The 18,090-nt window shown below is 47.0% G+C and carries 14 protein-coding genes; 10 read left to right on the top strand and 4 right to left on the bottom strand.

All coding sequences use genetic code 11. The features are described 5' to 3' along the window. Positions 1-48: 48 nt before the first annotated feature. Both OKC24_RS05815 and OKC24_RS05810 read right to left on the bottom strand, forming a co-directional pair. Positions 49-2,106: a putative bifunctional diguanylate cyclase/phosphodiesterase gene (locus tag OKC24_RS05815; RefSeq protein ID WP_130143688.1), complete on the bottom strand. Its 2,058-nt coding sequence runs from the start codon at positions 2,104-2,106 to the stop codon at positions 49-51. A gap of 343 nt (positions 2,107-2,449) precedes the next feature. Further along, positions 2,450-4,651, bottom strand: coding sequence for a carboxy terminal-processing peptidase (locus tag OKC24_RS05810; protein ID WP_131276185.1), 2,202 nt, complete (start codon positions 4,649-4,651; stop codon positions 2,450-2,452). Positions 4,652-4,850: 199 nt separating this feature from the next. Here OKC24_RS05810 and nagZ point away from each other — a divergent pair, with 199 nt between their 5' ends. Further along, positions 4,851-5,876 carry a beta-N-acetylhexosaminidase gene (gene nagZ, locus OKC24_RS05805; protein WP_131276186.1) on the top strand — a complete coding sequence of 342 codons (1,026 nt, stop codon included), beginning with the start codon at positions 4,851-4,853 and terminating at the stop codon, positions 5,874-5,876. A 144-nt stretch (positions 5,877-6,020) separates the two neighbouring features. After that, entirely contained in the window at positions 6,021-6,893 is an 873-nt protein-coding gene (locus OKC24_RS05800; protein WP_130143692.1) for a class I SAM-dependent methyltransferase, read from the top strand. A 28-nt stretch (positions 6,894-6,921) separates the two neighbouring features. Here OKC24_RS05800 and OKC24_RS05795 read toward each other — a convergent pair whose 3' ends face one another. Next, positions 6,922-8,253, bottom strand: a complete 1,332-nt coding sequence (locus tag OKC24_RS05795; protein ID WP_130143693.1) for an alpha/beta fold hydrolase — start codon at positions 8,251-8,253, stop codon at positions 6,922-6,924. A gap of 303 nt (positions 8,254-8,556) precedes the next feature. Here OKC24_RS05795 and OKC24_RS05790 point away from each other — a divergent pair, with 303 nt between their 5' ends. The 4 genes from OKC24_RS05790 to pta all read left to right on the top strand — a co-directional run bounded on the left by OKC24_RS05790 (position 8,557) and on the right by pta (position 14,034). Beyond that, positions 8,557-9,822 carry a glutamate-5-semialdehyde dehydrogenase gene (locus tag OKC24_RS05790; RefSeq protein WP_131276187.1) on the top strand — a complete coding sequence of 422 codons (1,266 nt, stop codon included), beginning with the start codon at positions 8,557-8,559 and terminating at the stop codon, positions 9,820-9,822. Between the two features lie 321 nt (positions 9,823-10,143). Next, the gene (locus OKC24_RS05785; protein ID WP_165381086.1) at positions 10,144-10,299 is read left to right on the top strand and encodes a hypothetical protein; all 156 of its coding nucleotides are present in this window, start codon (positions 10,144-10,146) and stop codon (positions 10,297-10,299) included. A 320-nt stretch (positions 10,300-10,619) separates the two neighbouring features. Then, the gene (locus OKC24_RS05780) at positions 10,620-11,834 is read left to right on the top strand and encodes an acetate/propionate family kinase (RefSeq protein WP_130143695.1); all 1,215 of its coding nucleotides are present in this window, start codon (positions 10,620-10,622) and stop codon (positions 11,832-11,834) included. A 58-nt stretch (positions 11,835-11,892) separates the two neighbouring features. After that, on the top strand, positions 11,893-14,034 hold the full coding sequence (pta, locus tag OKC24_RS05775) for a phosphate acetyltransferase (protein ID WP_131276188.1): 2,142 nt from the start codon (positions 11,893-11,895) through the stop codon (positions 14,032-14,034). Between the two features lie 812 nt (positions 14,035-14,846). Here the strand turns inward: pta and OKC24_RS05770 are convergent. Continuing rightward, a complete protein-coding gene (locus OKC24_RS05770; protein ID WP_130143697.1) occupies positions 14,847-15,458 on the bottom strand; it encodes a class I SAM-dependent DNA methyltransferase in 612 nt (203 codons plus the stop codon). A 347-nt stretch (positions 15,459-15,805) separates the two neighbouring features. Between OKC24_RS05770 and OKC24_RS05765 the strand changes: the two genes are divergently transcribed. The 4 genes from OKC24_RS05765 (at position 15,806) to OKC24_RS05750 (ending at position 18,057) form a co-directional block, all read left to right on the top strand. Beyond that, positions 15,806-15,949 carry a hypothetical protein gene (locus tag OKC24_RS05765; protein WP_165381088.1) on the top strand — a complete coding sequence of 48 codons (144 nt, stop codon included), beginning with the start codon at positions 15,806-15,808 and terminating at the stop codon, positions 15,947-15,949. A 27-nt stretch (positions 15,950-15,976) separates the two neighbouring features. Further along, the gene (locus OKC24_RS05760; RefSeq protein WP_130143698.1) at positions 15,977-17,503 is read left to right on the top strand and encodes a fumarate hydratase; all 1,527 of its coding nucleotides are present in this window, start codon (positions 15,977-15,979) and stop codon (positions 17,501-17,503) included. Between the two features lie 168 nt (positions 17,504-17,671). After that, entirely contained in the window at positions 17,672-17,947 is a 276-nt protein-coding gene (locus OKC24_RS05755; RefSeq protein ID WP_228257527.1) for a hypothetical protein, read from the top strand. Then, positions 17,944-18,057: a DUF2059 domain-containing protein gene (locus OKC24_RS05750; RefSeq protein WP_228257528.1), complete on the top strand. Its 114-nt coding sequence runs from the start codon at positions 17,944-17,946 to the stop codon at positions 18,055-18,057. The genes OKC24_RS05755 and OKC24_RS05750 overlap by 4 nt, the downstream gene beginning before the upstream one ends. The last annotated feature ends 33 nt before the right edge of the window (positions 18,058-18,090 follow it).

Here is an 18,090-nt window from a genome sequence, read left to right as displayed (position 1 = left end):
AGTAATATTTACTCTTAAACCATTGTGCAACTATGACTTTTTCTGAATTTAAAGGTATTCCGACGCTTCTAAGCGCACGACTCCCACAGGCAGCCCCAGAAGATAGCCCTGCAGCTGCTGACAGCCCAAACGGGTCAGAATCTCAGCTTGCAGCGGGGTTTCAACGCCCTCTGCTGTCACCACCAGCCCAAGCTTAATCGCCAGCTGAATGATACTTTCCAAAATCATTTCTTCTTTAGAATTCGGCGTTAAATCATAAATAAATTCTTTATCAATTTTCAGTTCGTCCACTGGCAAATTCTTCAGATATAAAAAGCTGGAATGCCCCGTGCCAAAATCATCAATTGCCAGTTTGATTCCCATTTGACGCAAGCGCTCCAAGGTCCGGATGCTATTTTCAATATGGTGCATTGCCGTCGATTCTGTAATTTCAATCATCAAATAGCTGGAGTCGACTTTATACTTGCTCAGCAGGGCATCCAAGGTTGCAAACAGGTATTTATGTTCAAACTGAATGGCGGATAAATTGACAGAAATCGGTAAAAAATGCGGATGCGTATGTTCCCAGGCTTTAATTTGCTTGCATGCCTCTTCCAGCGCCCAATAGCCCATCCGGATAATCAGCCCAGTCTTTTCCGCCCCGCGAATAAACATATTCGGCGTCAGCATGCCGAGGCTCGGATGCTTCCAGCGGATCAGCGCCTCTACGCCGCAAATCCCGCGTTCGCAGGCCTTAAATTTTGGCTGATAAAACAACACAAATTGCTGATCTTCTACCGCTTTATACAGGTCATTAATCAGCTTGGTTTGACTCTTGGCTTCATTTTGATCTGAACTGTAGCAAAATAAGGAAAAGGTGTTCCGCCCCTGATCTTTGGATGTCAGCATAGCGGCATCCGCATTGATCAGCAGATCCTGCAAATTACTGCCATGCTCAGGGTACATGGCAATGCCGATACTGCCGGATACATTGATTTCTTTGCCCGCAATTAAAAAACTGTCCTGTATCAATTCCAAAATTTTCTCTGCAACTGCAGATGCCTTCTCCGAGGTCGCGCTTTCCAGCACCATCAAAAATTCATCACCGCCAATACGCAAAAGCTTTGAATGCTCATCTAAAAGGCGGTGCAAACGATTGGCCAGCTGAATCAGCAGCTGATCTCCCACATGATGCCCAAATACATCATTCACCGCCTTAAAGCGGTCTAAATCGATATAAAGAAAAGCAATCTGATCCTTTTGATAGCGCTGATCGGTAAACAAAAAATGCGCATACTCAGCAAGAAACAGCCGGTTTGGCAGTTTAGTTAAATTATCCTGGACAGCTAAATTGGCCAGCTCCCGATTGGCTTTGGTCAGCTGCCGGCTGCGCTCTTCTAAGCGGCGCTCAAGCATCGCCACGCAAAATGCAACGCCTAAAATCAGACAGGTCATAAAGATAACGGTCAACAGCTGCAGATCAAAGCCTGTCGCCTGCTCTACATGCGCTGCAGGATTTACGGGAATGAAACTCATGGCAGCCATGCCGGTATAATGCATAACCACAATGGTCATCGTTAAAGTAAATGCAATTGCGAACTTCAATGCCATTCTAAAGTGGCGTGCGTGCTTATTGCGGAAAGCCAGCAAAAAGGCAATCCATGAACCGCCTATCGCGATCAGTATTGAGCAAATAGCCAAGACAGGTTCATAGCGGACTTCATAACCTTGTATATTCAAAGCCAGCATGCCCGTATAGTGCATGCCTGAAATGCCCAGCCCCATCAAGACAGCGCCTAAAGTCAAACGGAATAACGGCAGGGTAAAACGGGTGGTCAGCCAAATAGCAAAAACCGATGCGGCAAAGGCGATTAAATACGAAGCGAGGCTTAAGCCTAAATGAAAAGATTGCATGCCGGGCATTTGGCTTGCCATGATGGCCACAAAATGCATGCACCAAATCGCCGCCCCCAAAAGCGCGCCGCTGCAAATTAAAATCAGCCATTCATATTTAGGCCGGGAGCCGCGGAATAATGTCTGTTCTACAGAAACAGCAAAATAACATGCCAGCAATGCAACGATAGCCGAGACCAATACAAGACTGTAATCATAATGTACATGCGTCATAAAGAAGATTCCGCACAAGCCTTTACTGTTATTTTGTTCAATTTAAATGACCGGTATTTTTAGGTTGATTGCCTTAAAAAATAAAAAAAAGTTATCGGCAAAAAATAATTAACCTAGAATCTTATACTCTCATGCTTAGGTCAAGTATTTCTTCCATGTTTTGCAGAGGCTGGTCAGTTTTATAAAAAAAACTTCCATATCAATCACTAAAACACAAAAAACGTAGCAATATTCCCGATTCATCTGCCCTATCCTGAGCTGATTTTTTTGCTCAAAAATAACGCCGGTATAAAAAAACCAGCTCGCCAAAGCGTGCTGGTTTTCAAAAAATTCAAAGATGGCGTTAAGGCGCTGCTTTTGCCGCACCTTGAAGCTTTGCATAGTCTAAAAGCACACTCGCCGCCTCATTCACAAAAGCTTCATCTTCCGGCAATGCAGGACGCTGATTCGCTTTCATTTTCGCGCGGGTTTCCACCAGCGCATCCATTGACGCCTGATAGCTTTCCCAATTGCTGAACGGTTTTAGGCCGGTTGCTTTACGGCGTTCATTTTCTGATGCCAGCGTTTTTTGCTCCATGTCCAGCAATTCCGCTTTGCGCTTTTGCAGATCCAGCACGACCTGCTTCTGCTCATCAGCTTTTTTCGCCAGCGCCGTCCGCTGTTCCAGATACTTAAACTGAGGATTTAGGCTGACGCGCTGCTGCGATGATTTCACCAGATCCGGCACATAATTCTGAATCGAGCCTTCGCGCTTAAACGGTGCTGTCGGAATCGTATCCCATTTCAAGGCATTTTTCGATTTCCGTTCGCCAAATTCGTCATTGTAAATGTCGACCAGCTTAATGTCCGGCACCACGCCTTTGTTTTGCGTGCTGCCGCCTGTGACACGGTAGAATTTACGCTGCGTCAATGTCGCCTGCCCATAAGCCAAGCTATCCAGCTGCACTTGCGCTGTTCCTTTACCCGTCGTGGTGCTGCCAATGACAATGCCGCGTTCATAATCCTGAATCGCCGCAGAATAAATTTCACTGGCCGACGCCGATGCCAAGTTAATCAATACCGCCAATGGGCCAGCATAAGTTTGCGCGCCGCCGTCATCATCTTCTAAGACACTGACCGTGCCGTTCCCATCACGTATCTGAACTGCCGGGCCGGATTTAATCACTTGCCCCAGCATGCGCACCACTTCATCCAGCGAACCGCCGGGATTATTGCGCAAGTCCACAATAATCCCTTCCACATTTTGCGCCGCCAGTGATTTCAGCGCTTTGTTGGTGTCCTCCGAAACTGAGCGGTATTCCGCGCCTGCGCGGCGCGCACGGTAATTCAGATAGAAGGATGGAATTTCCAAAACGCCGAATTTGTATTTTTTGCCGTCACGTTCAATTTCCACAGTCCGTGAGCGCACACCGGCGTCTTCTTCTTGAATCACATCACGGACGATGGTCACATTGCGCGCCTGGCTCATCGATGCGCCGGCTCCAAGTAAGCGCAGAGTGACTTTAGTGCCGCGCTTGCCGCGGATTAAGCCAACAATTTCGTTGCTCGGCCAGCCAATGACATCCACCATCTTGTCGCCGTCCTGCGCCACGCCAATGATGCGGTCACCCGCTTTCACCTGGCCTGACTTGCTGGCTGGGCCGCCCTCTACAATGGTTTCAATTTTGGTGTAGTCTTCATTGCCGCGGTCCGGACGGATGGATACGCCGACACCTTCCAGCTGCAGCGTGGTTTGACGGTTCAGCTCCATGGCATCCACGGGCGGGAAATAATTGCTGTGCGGATCATAAGTCAGCATCATAGCATTCAGCGTTTTATCCAGCACATCATCGCTCTTCAAGCGGCTGACGCGCTCCAGCTGGCGGGTAAAGCGCTTGGTCAGTGTTTGAACCGGCGTTAAATCTTCTGGACCAGTCAAATCCTGCCCATTGGCTAATCCAGGATCATCTTTCAGCGCTTTTTGCTTCGCCTGCTCTTCCTGTTTACTGATGTTTAAATTGATCAGCTGCGACACCAGCATTTTATTCCAATGCGCGCGCTGCTCCGCTTCAGATTTAAAGAACGGGGCTTTTTCACGGTCCGTTTCAATAAATGCATTCGGCTGATTCAAATTCTGCGGTTTTTTCAGTTCCGCCAGCATATGGCTATAAAACTGCTTTAAACGTGCACGGTACTGCGCGTGAATTTCATATGGACCGGACAAATTGCCTGCTTTCAAATTTGCGCCAAAATTTGCACCGAAACGCTTTTTATAATCATTCACTTCAGAGGCTAGAAACAGCGTATGTTCAGGATCGAGGCTGTCGATATAAAAATCTAAAATCCTGCTTGAGGTATTCGCATCCAGCCGCTGATTTAGATAATGCTGGCGATCCACCAAGGTTGCCAATTGACGGGAAACCAAAGCTTGCTCTTGTGAAGGCTGAATCGTATTTGAAGCAGCGGTTGCCGCAGTTTCCGCAGCAATTGCCTCATTTACAACATGAGTAAAAAATAAACCGCCCGTTGCTAAGGCAACGGCGCAAGCGATACTTTGAAGTTTCATAAATATGTCGTACTTCCTTGGTCTTCTAACCAAATTGCCGTGTCATTTTTTGACTTGAGCTGAATATTTTCAAAATCTTAAATGACTTAATCTGTTTATGTCGTGTAGTTTTATCATAATCTGTGCTGACAAAGTGTAGCAAAACATTGCAGAATTCAGGTATTGTTTTTCCCTAGAAATTCCAACACGGAGCCCAAATATGATTGGCGCATTAATGCTCGACATTGCTGGCACAGAACTTAATCAAGAAGATATTGAACTATTGCAGGCTCCGCAAGTCGGCGGCATGATTTTATTTGGCCGAAATATCGAATCGCCAGAACAAGTGCGCGCTTTAACCGATCATATGCGCCAAATCCGTCCTGATATATTAATCGCCGTTGATCAGGAAGGCGGACGCGTACAGCGCTTAAAAAGCGGCTTTACCCTGCTGCCTGCTATGGGCAAGTTTGGCGAACTTTACTTAAGCCAGCCTGAAAAAGCAGCTGAACTGGCAGAGCAATGCGGCTGGCTGATGGCTTCTGAAGTTTTAGCGGTCGGCATTGATTTCAGTTTTGCTCCAGTTTTAGACCTGAATGACATCAGCGATGTGATTGGCGACCGTAGCTTTGCCAAAAATATGCAGGATATTATTCCGCTGGCCAGCGCTTTCCTGAAAGGCATGAAACGCGCGGGCATGGCATCCACCGGCAAGCATTTCCCCGGACACGGCTCAGTCAAAGCGGATTCGCATGTGGCCGCGGCCGTCGACTCGCGCAGCTATGATGAAATTTACCAAAAAGACATGCAAAGCTTTATTCAGCTGATGCCGCAGCTGGATGCCCTGATGCCTGCGCATGTTATTTACGATCAGATTGATCCCAATCCTGCAGGATTTTCCCCGTATTGGATTCAGCAGGTGCTGCGCAGCGAATTGAAATTTGACGGTGTCTTGTTCTCTGATGATCTCAGCATGCAGGCGGCCTGTGTAGCTGGAGGCGCAGATGCCCGCATACAAGCGGCATTAAATGCGGGCTGTGACATGGGCTTGGTGTGCAATAACCGTGAATCCGCCTGCACCGCCTTAGAAGGCATTGCCAATCTGCCAATGCCGAATCAGCAGCGACTGGAGCGCATGCGCGGTCAAATTCCTGCATTGAACGTTGGCCAGCAGCTGGACTTAGGTCAAGATTGGGCGCGGACCCGTGACCGCATTTTAGAGTTCAAAGGCCAGTTCAGCGCTTAAAGCGGCAGCGCGTTAAAATTCATTAAAAGGAACACGACATCGTGTTCCTTTTTGATTATGATGATCAAAACAGCAGGCATACTGCAGCACAATGAAAATTAAAAAAATCCAAAGGATTAAAAGAATATCTAAGGCTTAATGGTTATGGCTCAAAATTTATCTGAACATCGGCACATTTCATTTACCGCACATTATACCGGCTATATCTGGTACAGCATGGGCATTTCCCATCCTGTATTTGCCACGGGCAAGGGCAAGTTTTTGGCCAAAATCCTGCATCCGCTGGAAAGCTGGGCCGAAAAACATGTCGGCGGCAGCATGCGCACCACGCTCAAACAGCGCCACAGCATCATTGATCGGCAGCTGACCGATTTAATACAGCAGCGCCCGGATGTGCAAATTTTAGAAATCGCCAGCGGCTTATCGCCGCGCAGCTGGAACTTCCGGCAAAAATTTCCCAATATTCACTACCGCGAACTGGATTTGCCCGAAATGGCAAAAATTAAAACCCGCGCGCTGCAGCAGCTGGATGCTCAAGCGCCGGAAGTACTGACCGCCGACATTTTCACGCAGGATTTTGAAAAAATTTTTCTAGGCTTTGACACCAGCCGCCCGCTGGCGATTATCAGCGAGGGGCTGATCAATTATTTTGACAAATCCATGCTGAATAAACTGCTGCAGGGCATTACCGAATATGGACAGGACTTTACAGAGATGCATTACCTGACCGATATTTACCCAGAACCCGTCAAAAATAAATTGGCGAATTTTATTTGGACCAGCAGCAAGCTGCTGAAAGTCATGTCACGCAGCTCATTTACTTTTCATTTTATCAACCCTTCAGAAATTCAAACCTTTTTTTGCAATGCCGGATTCAGCCTAGTCGATGTGATTCAGCCGACCGCATTTTTTCAAAATAATGCTGACAGCAATCTGATTTCATTCCAAAATCCAGAGGAACACGGCGGTGATTTAGTCTGGGTCATTCATGCAGCCGTAAAAAAACAGCGTTCATAACGCTGTTTTTTATCTAGATAAGGAAGATTTAAACCGCTTCCAGCAAATGCATCTGTTCTTTTTGCCACTGTACAAAGCGCAGCAGGCGCTCTGCAACATCAAAACTGCCATGCTTAAATAAAGCGCGCAATTGCGCTCCAGAACTTTCAAAAATCAGGCATTCAATCTTAAACTCACCCTCTTGATCCCGCAGATGCAGCGCCAAATCCCGCGGATATTGCGCAGCCTGTGCTGCGGCTGCATCATTCTCGACACTCAACAGCACGCCGAAATAGTTCAAATCTGAAATTTCAGCACTCATGCTTAAATCGGAATGGCGGTGGCTTAATTGTGTAGAGGCATCCCGCACTTCAATGCGCTGTTCTCCGCGCCGTTCTATATTTGCCATCTGCTCACGGCTCATGGGCAGAATGCCATCCAGATTTTGAATGGACTCGCCGCGCAAATAGGTAGCGAATAAATTCATGGTTTCTTTGCGGCGCTGCAGCTGCGGCACATGGTCTGCATTGGCAATCATCGCAAACTGCATATTCGGGCACTGCAGCGCAAAATTGGCATTTTCATGCGGCAGCGTAAAACTGTCATACTGGCCGCAGGCAACCAGCACATCGCACGCTGGAATCGGCACATTGGTCAGGCGCAGCAAGCGGTTGCAATTGATGTCATAGCGCTCCTGCTCTGTCGCGGTAAACTCAGCCATCTGGCGGAAGAATAAACGCTTGGCCGTCGGCGACATGCGGGTCAGATCCATTTTGGCATGATTGACCAGATACAGAATCACCGCCTGGCCAAATTCGTCCATGCGCTGCTCTTTCATTAAATATAATGATTCTTCCAGCAGCATGCGCCAGCTTTTGCGGGTTTTCTGCATCACGCCCATCAAAATCATGCGCTCAATCAATTCTGGACGCTGATGCGCTAAACAGGATGCCACCACTGACCCCAAAGACATGCCCAAAACTGCAACTTTCTGCAGGCCGACCAGGTCCAGCCAAGTTCCCAGCATGCCGGCTAAATCTTCCAGCTCTAAGACGCCTGCTGAAACACCGCTGTCGACATTGCTGATTTGCTGATTGGCGCCCATAGACGGCAAGTCAATGAGAACAATCGGCCCGGCAGCGAAGAGCTGTTCAACACAATATTTATAGGAATTGAAATTTTGAAATGCCCCGCCAATAATCACCATTGGGGTCATATGCAAGGTTTCTGGCCGGGCGATTGCCATATATTCAACTTTCCAGCCATTGATCCATGTCGTTCGAGCTGGCTGTTTAAAGCTGTCTCGATCATACAGGTCAAAAAAACTGTACTGCGTGTTTCCGCCGTGTACTTCCTGATCCATTTGGATAATGGAATTCATATTCCCTCCTCCATCCTTGCCTTATTTTTATTGTGCAAGAAAAAATAATCAGAGCTGCCTGCAGCAAGCATCCTGCTCTTTTGTCTTTATTTGTATGACGTCAATGTCAGTATCGTTTCATTCTATACAGGAGATGATTTTACACGCAACTGCTATTGCAGCCACTCATCCGCTTTCTGCATGAAAACAATTGCAAAATGTGAATGCGCTTTTTAAATAAGATCTAAATATCAGCGCAAACGCTTCATTGTCCAGTGAGAGGCTGTTAATATCAAATGGAAATTTCTAAGTGATCAAACCGCTATGCAACAGTCTATTGAACAATACATGCAAACGGTAGGACAACAGGCACGCCAAGCATCTCGCGTGTTAGCCAGTGCTTCTACTGAATCCAAAAACAATGCGCTTTCCGCTATCTATACGGCTTTGCAAAACAGCGAAGAGGCCATTTTAGCAGCCAACCAGATGGATATGGCGAAAGCGCACAGCAATCATTTGGACAGCGCTCTGCTTGATCGCTTAGAATTGACCCCCGCACGCTTTAAAGGCATGCTGCAGGGCTTGAAAGATGTAATCAGCCTAAAAGACCCCATTGGCGAAATTACCGATATGGCATACCGCCCCACTGGCATTCAGCTGGGCAAAATGCGCGTGCCTTTAGGCGTAGTCGGCATGATTTATGAATCGCGCCCGAACGTGACTTTAGAAGCAGCATCGCTGGCGCTGAAATCAGGCAATGCCATTATTCTGCGCGGCGGATCAGAAGCGCTGGAATCCAACCAAGCGATTGCCGCCGCTATTCAGCATGGCTTAAAAGCATCCGGCTTGCCTGAAAATTCAGTTCAGGTGATTAATACCGCTGACCGCGCGGCAGTCGGCCAGCTGATCACCATGCCTGAATATGTGGATGTGATTGTGCCCCGCGGCGGCAAAAGCCTGATTGAGCGCATTACAGAAGAAGCGCGTGTGCCGGTGATTAAGCATTTAGACGGCAACTGCCATGTCTATGTCGAAGCGCAGGCAGATTTACAGAAGGCGCTGCCGATTGCGCTGAATGCCAAAACGCACCGCTATGGCGTCTGCAATGCCATGGAAACATTATTGGTTGATGAAAAAGTTGCAGAAGAATTCCTGCCGAGCATTGCCGAGCTGTACGCAGAGAAACAAGTTGAACTGCGCGGCTGCGCTGAAACCCGACGCATTTTAGGCGGACATGTGGTTACAGCTACGGAAGAAGACTGGTACACCGAATATTTGGGCCCAATTTTAGCCATTAAAGTCGTCAGCGGCATAGATGAAGCCATCGATCATATCAACAAATACGGCTCGCACCATACCGATGCCATCATCACTGAAAACTACAGCTTAGCGCGCAAGTTCCTGGCTGCAGTGGATTCCAGCTCAGTGATGATCAACGCCTCTACCCGCTTTGCGGACGGTTTTGAATATGGCCTAGGCGCAGAAATCGGGATTTCTACAGACAAAATCCATGCCCGCGGCCCTGTAGGGCTAGAAGGCCTCACCTCTCAGAAATGGATCGTGTTTGGCGACGGTCAAATCCGCCATTAAGTGCCGATTTTGATCCTGAATAAAATATCAATACAAGCCCCGCCTGCGGGGCTTTATTTTTTATCAAACAGCCGTCCTCGGGCAAAACATCATGGCTGCAGGAATATCGGCAAAAATCTGCTGCCATTAAAATCAGAAGAATAATTCAGGATTGGCTCTGTTTGATTGCTTAATGTCAGCAGCTTTGTCCTGACTCTTGGCATCTCATGCGCACTGATTCATGAAGCATGGGCCAAATACACCCAATTTTCCGGCATATTGGCCAAAACCTCTTCAGGCATCCGTATTTAGGATATGGAGAATCTATTACGCCGCTCAACAATGCAGGCAGTGACAAAAAAGCAGATTGGACGGATGCAAGAACGCTGGGTGCTGGAAACTGACCGCACAGCGATTGCAATGCGGCAAGGCTTGGCATGGATGATGCCTGTTTTCTTTATGGTCGCGCTGATTGCCTATGTCATTGTCCGCTGGTGACAAATTAAGTATCAAAAACCATAATTTTTGTATGGTTTTTATTAATACGGCAGATCGGTATGTTATGGTATTTATGCACAGTTCAAAGCATTTGATCTTATAGGAGTATTTCATTAATAAATGAAAACTATGAACTGATAAATTTTAATTATTATTAGCAAATGGGTCGATAGTGCTTAAGTCTAATCTCCTAAAGTCTATCTAGGACAGAAAAACAACCCGTGTTAAAACATTATTACTGATCTAAATTGCACCAAAAAAGCACTGCGTTCAGATCACAGCATGGATAAGTACTTTAATTAGAATTCGGGTAAAAAAACGTGTCTACATCAGTATTAGTAATTAACTGCGGTTCATCTTCAATTAAATATGCGTTGGTTTCTGAACGTCGTGAAGACCGTATCTTTGGCTTGGCTGAGAACTTAGGCTCAGCTGAAGCCCGAATTAAAGGCATTACCACTGGCGGTGCCGAGCTTGAGCTGTCTATTCCAAATGCCGACCATGAAAAAGCGCTGGAAATTATTTTAGAACGCTTATCGCATCATAACCCGCAAGCCATTGGCCACCGTGTTGTTCACGGCGGCACATTGACTAAAGCGGAATTGTTGACGCCTGAAATTATTGAACGCATCCGCGAAGCAACGCCGCTTGCCCCGCTGCACAACCCGGCGCATTTAGTCGGGATTGACGCCACGATGCGCCTGTTCCCGCAGTTGCCGCAAGTTGCCGTTTTTGATACCGCATTCCATCAAACCATGCCTTCGCATGCTTACCGCTATGCGCTGCCTAAATTCTTATACACCATGCACAATGTGCGCCGTTACGGTTTCCACGGCACCAGCCATGCCTATGTTTCAGAGCGCGGCTCTGAACTGGCGGGCAGCTTTAAGCAAGGCGGCTGGCTGACTGCGCATTTAGGCAACGGCAGCTCGACTTGCGCAATTTGGAACGGCCAGTCCGTAGATACCTCAATGGGCTTAACGCCGCTGGAAGGCGTTGTGATGGGCACCCGCAGCGGTGATGTCGATCCAAGCATTCACAGTTTCTTAGCCTCAAACTTAGGCTGGGATATTTATAAAATTGATAAAATGCTGAACAGCCAGTCTGGCCTGCTGGGCCTGTCGGACTTGTCCAATGACATGCGCACCCTGATCGAAGCGTCTGATCAGGGCAATGAAGATGCCGCGCTGGCGATTGAAGTGTTCTGCTACCGCTTAGCCAAATCTTTAGCAGCCCTCAGCTGCGGCCTGCCGCGCATTGACGGCCTGTTCTTCACTGGCGGCATTGGCGAAAACTCAGCGCTGATCCGTGAAAAAACTTTAGCGTATTTGCCGCACTTCGGCTTCAACTTAAGCAAAGACAAAAATGACAGCTTGAAACGCGGTACTGAAGGCCGTATCGATGCTGGCGCTGGCCCGCAAATTTGGGTTGTTCCAACGGATGAAGAAGGCCGCATTGCCAAAGAAACGCAGCACGTTGTAGAAGAGGCAGCCTCTGCAAAAAAGTCTGAAGCGGAGGAAGAGGCTGTTGCTTAAGCAGCAGCCTCCAGCACGCTGTCGCGTTTAATCTTTTATTTTTTAGTTTAGATAGCTTATGAAAACAATTTTACTCGTGCCAACTGGAGAAAGCGTCGGTTTAACCTCTGCATGCTTAGGCTTAATTTATGCATTGGAATGCCAAGGCATTAAAGCCGGTTTTTTAAAACCGTTTTCTCAAGAAACTCATTCCGCAGCGGACCGCACCACAGCGCTGTACCGTCATTTATTCAACAATGAAACCGTTGAGCCGATCAGCCATGCCGCCGTTTGCCGCCGCTTGAGCCAAGACGAAAATGACGAACTGCTTGAAGATGCTGTCCGCCTGCACCGTGAAATTGCTAAAAAGCATGACCTGATTATTGTTGAAGGGCTGGTGCCGACCAGCCGTGATGCTTTTGCCTCTGAATTGAATGCTGATCTGGCGAAAGCGCTGGATGCCAAAGTGGTCATTGTCAGCACAGCGGATATCCGCAATCCGGAAGCGACAGCAGAAAGAATTGAGACTCAAGTCCGCAATTTTGGCGGGGCCAGCAATGACCGCACAGCAGGTGTCCTGTTCATGCGGACCAAAGGCTTACCCGAAGATTCTGCGCAAGTGCCTGTGACCATTGACCCAAGCCTGCGCTTGATCAGTGACACCGCTCAATTTTCCGTACAGCTGCAAAAGCAGAATGCCAGCATTGGTTCTGAAAATTTCCCCGTCATTGGCTTAGTGCCGTTCAGCAACACGCTGAGCGTACCGCGCATGTCAGATTTAGCTGCGCATATCTCTGCGCACTGGATCAATGAAGGCGATGCGAAACAGCGCCGCGTCCTGCACAGCAGCCTGATTGCATCAAACATTGAGCATGAACTGCATAAATTTATTGCAGGCGAACTGATCATCAGCGCCTCTGACCGTATTGATGTATTGCTTGCCAGCAGCTTGGCCAGCAGCAATGGTATTCCGCTGGCAGGCTTAGTATTAACTGAACACCATCAGCCAAATGAACACGTGCTGAACTTCTGCCAAACGGCGATTAAGCAAGGCCTGCCGATTATCCACACACCGCTCAGCACCTTTGAAACAGCTCAGGAGCTGGCGAATCTCAGCAATGAAATTCCAGTGGATGATACCGAACGCGCAGAACAAGTGACCCGTTTTGTTTCCAGCCACCTCAATCCTGAATGGATTACCCAGCTGATCAATGGCTCATATAAGCCGCGCTTATCACCTTCTGCCTTCCGTCACGAACTGGTGCAAAAATCCATAGCGGCCAAAAAACGCATTGTCCTGCCGGAAGGCGATGAACCGCGTACTATTCAGGCGGCGGCAATTTGCCAGTCACGCGGCATTGCGCAGTGTATTCTGCTGGCAAAACCGGAAGCAGTCGTTGAAGTCGCGAAAGCGCGCGGCATTGAACTGCCATATGACTTGGAAATTATTGATCCTGACCTGATCCGCGACAACTATGTCGCAAAAATGGTTGAACTGCGCAAAGGCAAAATCAATGAGCTGCAAGCGCGTGAGCAGCTGCAGGATACGGTTGTGCTTGGCACCATGATGCTGGCGCTGGATCAAGTGGATGGTTTGGTATCAGGTGCTGTGCATACCACAGCCAATACGGTTCGCCCCGCATTCCAGCTGATTAAAACGGCGCCGGATTACTCTTTAGTATCTTCCGTGTTCTTTATGCTGCTGCCGGATGAAGTGTATGTGTACGGCGACTGCGCAATCAATCCAGATCCGTCTGCAGAAGAGCTGGCCGAAATCGCAATCCAGTCCGCAGACTCTGCCAAAGCCTTTGGCATTGACCCGCGCATTGCCATGATTTCCTACTCGACGGGCACATCAGGCGCGGGCGCAGAAGTTGAAAAAGTTGCAGAAGCCACCCGCATTGCGCAAGAACGCCGTCCAGACTTATTGATTGACGGCCCATTGCAATACGATGCCGCCTCAGTAGAAAGTGTCGGCCGTTCAAAAGCGCCGGATTCAAAAGTGGCTGGCCGCGCTAATGTATTTATTTTCCCAGACTTGAATACCGGCAATACCACATACAAAGCTGTTCAGCGCTCTGCCGATGTGGTGAGTGTTGGCCCGATGCTGCAAGGCTTGAATAAGCCAGTAAATGACTTGTCGCGCGGCGCTTTAGTCGATGACATTGTATTTACCATTGCATTGACGGCAATTCAGTCTGAACAGCAGGCTGTGCAATAATTTAAAACTGATTCATCATCTTTACAGTTGATACTCAGCGCCATCCAATCGGAAGATTGGGTGGTTTTTTTATTTCCAGAAAAATCATCTGGTCTAAAAAATAAAGTTTTCAAATCATTCATCTCCAATGCAATTCATTCTTAGGGTGATTTACCTTTGAACAGCAAGAGAAATAAAGCAACAAAAGCAAAACTATAAAACTTAACTTATAAAAACACTAAATGAGATCGAATGCGTATTGCTGGAAGCGATGAAAGTTGGAGGATTGTGGCACATCACTGCCTGTATCTATTGAAATAGCTCCACATTACACCCGAAGATGACTCAAACTAATGGAGGAGCCAATTTAATAAAGCGTTTAATTGTCGCACATGCCTCAAACAAGCGGCGCGAAATGCTTGAAACCAATCCAAACCATTTTTTAAGACAAATGTTGGTTGAGGACATTTATTCAAATCTGCCGAGAGAGCGCATAAATGTGCTGAGTATCAATATCCAGTCTCATGCACCTCATCAAGCCAAATGAAAGATCATCATTCCATATCATCGCAATGGTCAAAAATTACAATTTTATACACCTATTTTATCCTGCTCTTCCACTGAGCACGCTACCAGTCCACTATTATTTAAAGCATTTTGGCAAAGTCTAGATGACTTTAATTCTCCAACCAATACGCTGCGGCATTATGTTACGTCAAAACAATTGATTTAGTGCTCAGAGATCCATTCAAAATCAATTTGATAAATAAAAAATTGATGCAAAGAATGAAATTAAGTGTGAGCAGCTTCACACGTAATTTTATCAAAACCCATTAAATCTTCCGCGCCAGCCACACCGTATGCCCAGCACAATCAGCATCTTCCGCCACCATCTTCAGCACTTCAAAACCATGCGCTGCCAATAAGTCCCTATACTCATCCTGAGACAAACTGGCATGGTATAAAGCGTCGCCAAACATCTCACCAATGGCCTCGCCGGCTGCTGGGCCGCTCGTAAACATCAGCACAGTTCCTTTGGCAGAACATTCTGCAAATTGCGTGAACATCTGACGCTGATCATCCGGCGTTAAGTGAAAGAAGCTGTCCCACGCCAAAACACCCTGAAATACCCGATCCAATTGCACAGCGCGCATATCCGCCAAATGCCATATATGCGCAGGAAAGTTCTGCCGCGCCATCTCAATCATCACGTCTGAGCTGTCTACACCCATGATGCAATGCCCTTGCTGAATTAAATAATCTGCAATCGGTTTGCCTGAACCGCAGCCTAAATCTAAAATTTCTGCCTGTTGCGGCAGCAATGCTAAAAACTGATCCAGCCAGCCTTTTTCGTATAGATGCTGCCCGCGCAATGCTGTCCATGCACGGCCATGTTTTTTATAAATTTCGATAATATTGCTGGCAAGCTGAGACTGATTGTCCATATTAAAGATCTATGCATGTTTAAAATCAGTATAAGAGTAAAGAGATTTTTTATTGTTAAAGTTAAGAAATTTCAGGCATAAAAAAAGAAGATAAAAGCGTTATGCCTGATCTTCTTTCTGTCCATATATCCACGTTGCGGCAATATAAATTGAAAAGCCGACAACCATCAACACACTGCTTATTGTCATCTGAATGACCTGCTGTTTGAGTTGTGACAATTATGCGAAATTTTTATGACAGTTATGTGACAAATACAAAACATTCCATTAATTTAAATTTACAATAAATATCAAATACTTATTTAAAATAAACACATTATTTCCTGTGCATTCACCGCCTAGGTTTCATGAAAGACGATCATGAAGTGCCGTATTTGAAGCAGTTGCTGCCGCTGCGCCGCCATACGGCTGCACAGATATTAAACTTTCGCCCAAAGCCCGCGCAAAACGCCCACAACCTGTGCATTTTGCCTTATAATTTAGCCCGCTAGCTATCAGCCCGCTCAAGAGATATTTGTATGACAACTATTATCAAGCAAGATGACTTGATCACATCGGTAAAAGATGCGCTTCAGTTTATTTCTTACTATCACCCGCAAGACTTTATCCAAGCGATGAGCCGCGCGTATGACCGTGAAGAAAACAAAGCCGCAAAAGATGCGATTGCGCAAATCTTAATTAACTCGCGTATGTGTGCAGAAGGACACCGTCCGATCTGTCAAGATACCGGTATCGTCAACGTATTCGTTGAAGTGGGCATGGACGTTAAATTTGATTTAACGATGAGCTTAGACGACGCGATTAACGAAGGTGTACGCCAAGGCTACTTAGAAAACTCAAATATCCTGCGCGCATCTGTACTTGCAGACCCTGCTTTTGGCCGTAAAAACACCAAAGACAACACCCCTGCTGTGATCTATCACAAGCTTGTTCCAGGCAACAAAGTAGACATCACTGTAGCGGCTAAGGGCGGCGGTTCAGAAAACAAATCTAAACTGGCCATGCTCAATCCATCAGACTCAATCGTGGATTGGGTACTGAAAACTGTACCAACAATGGGTGCAGGCTGGTGTCCACCAGGTATGCTGGGTATCGGTATCGGCGGCACAGCAGAAAAAGCCATGATGCTTGCGAAAGAAGCATTGATGGAAGAGCTGGACATGGACGAACTTCTTCGCCGCGGCCCGCAAAGCAAACTTGAAGAACTCCGTATCGAAATCTTCGAAAAAGTAAATGCGCTTGGTATTGGCGCTCAAGGTCTAGGCGGTTTAACCACAGTTCTAGACATCAAAATCAAAGATTACCCATGTCACGCTGCAGGCAAACCTGTTGGTATGATTCCAAACTGCGCTGCAACTCGTCATGCACACTTCACACTTGATGGTTCTGGTATTGCCCACATTATGGCGCCAAAACTTGAAGACTACCCGGAAGTAACTTGGGATTCTTCAACATCTAAACGTGTTGATTTAGACAGCCTCACTCAGGAAGAAATGAACGCTTGGCAGCCAGGCGACACTTTGCTTCTTAACGGCACAATTTATACCGGCCGTGATGCTGCGCACAAACGCATGGTAGACATGCTGAACAATGGTGAAGAACTTCCTGTAGATCTTAAAGGCAAGTTCATTTACTACGTCGGCCCAGTTGATCCTGTAGGTGATGAAGTAGTTGGACCTGCGGGTCCGACAACTGCAACACGCATGGACAAATTCACACGTCAAGTGCTTGAAGCAACAGGCCTTTACGGCATGATTGGCAAAGCGGACCGCGGCCCTGCAGCGGTTGAAGCCATTAAAGACAATAAAGCGACTTACCTGATGGCTGTCGGCGGCGCTGCATACTTAGTATCTAAAGCGATCCGTGAAGCTGAAGTGGTTGCGTTTGCTGATTTAGGCATGGAAGCAATCTACAAATTTGTCGTGAAAGACATGCCTGTATCGGTTGCTGTAGATGTCAACGGTACGTCTATTCACGCCACTGCGCCAAAAATCTGGCAAGCGAAAATCGGTAAAATTCCAGTAGTTGATGCTGCTGCAGGCTAAACAGCCAGGCATAAAAAAGCACCCAAACGGGTGCTTTTTTACATTATGTCGTTTAATTCTGTGTGCCAATTTAAAGACCTGATAAAATTTTCTACTCAATAAAAATATGCCAGAAAGCAGCCTTAAAAATAAATAGCGAAAATCATATGAAATTTTATTTTCAAAGCCGTGCCCTTTTCTTCAGCTGCCTGCCGCTGCTCAGCCCAGCAGCGCTTGCCCAGCCAGTACAAGACCACATTAAACCGCTTAATTGAATTATCCAACTTAAACAGCATGATTATACAGTCCAGCCGCGATATGCACCCGATCTTTGACACACAGGCTGAAGACATTCTCAAAGCCAATCTAGCGGTCTCTACACTGAATCAGCAGCAAAAAAATGTGGCGCTCAAATTCAGGCGACCAATGAATCTATTGTCAGTGATCCGCAATTTTTACACATGATCTGCAAAAATTTTCAGAAGGCATTCACCGAAGGAGAAGCTCAAGCCTATATCGCTTTTTTGAGCACGCCAATGGGGCAATCTATCGATAAAAAAGCACCGGCTTGTTGAACAGCATTCTGCATGAAACCATGACGCTGAACG

This window comes from Acinetobacter entericus, from assembly GCF_026168575.1.
In the GTDB taxonomy this organism is placed as follows: domain Bacteria; phylum Pseudomonadota; class Gammaproteobacteria; order Pseudomonadales; family Moraxellaceae; genus Acinetobacter; species Acinetobacter bouvetii.
Note: the sequence above shows the minus strand (reverse complement) of the source record. Positions and strands in the feature narration are given on the sequence as shown.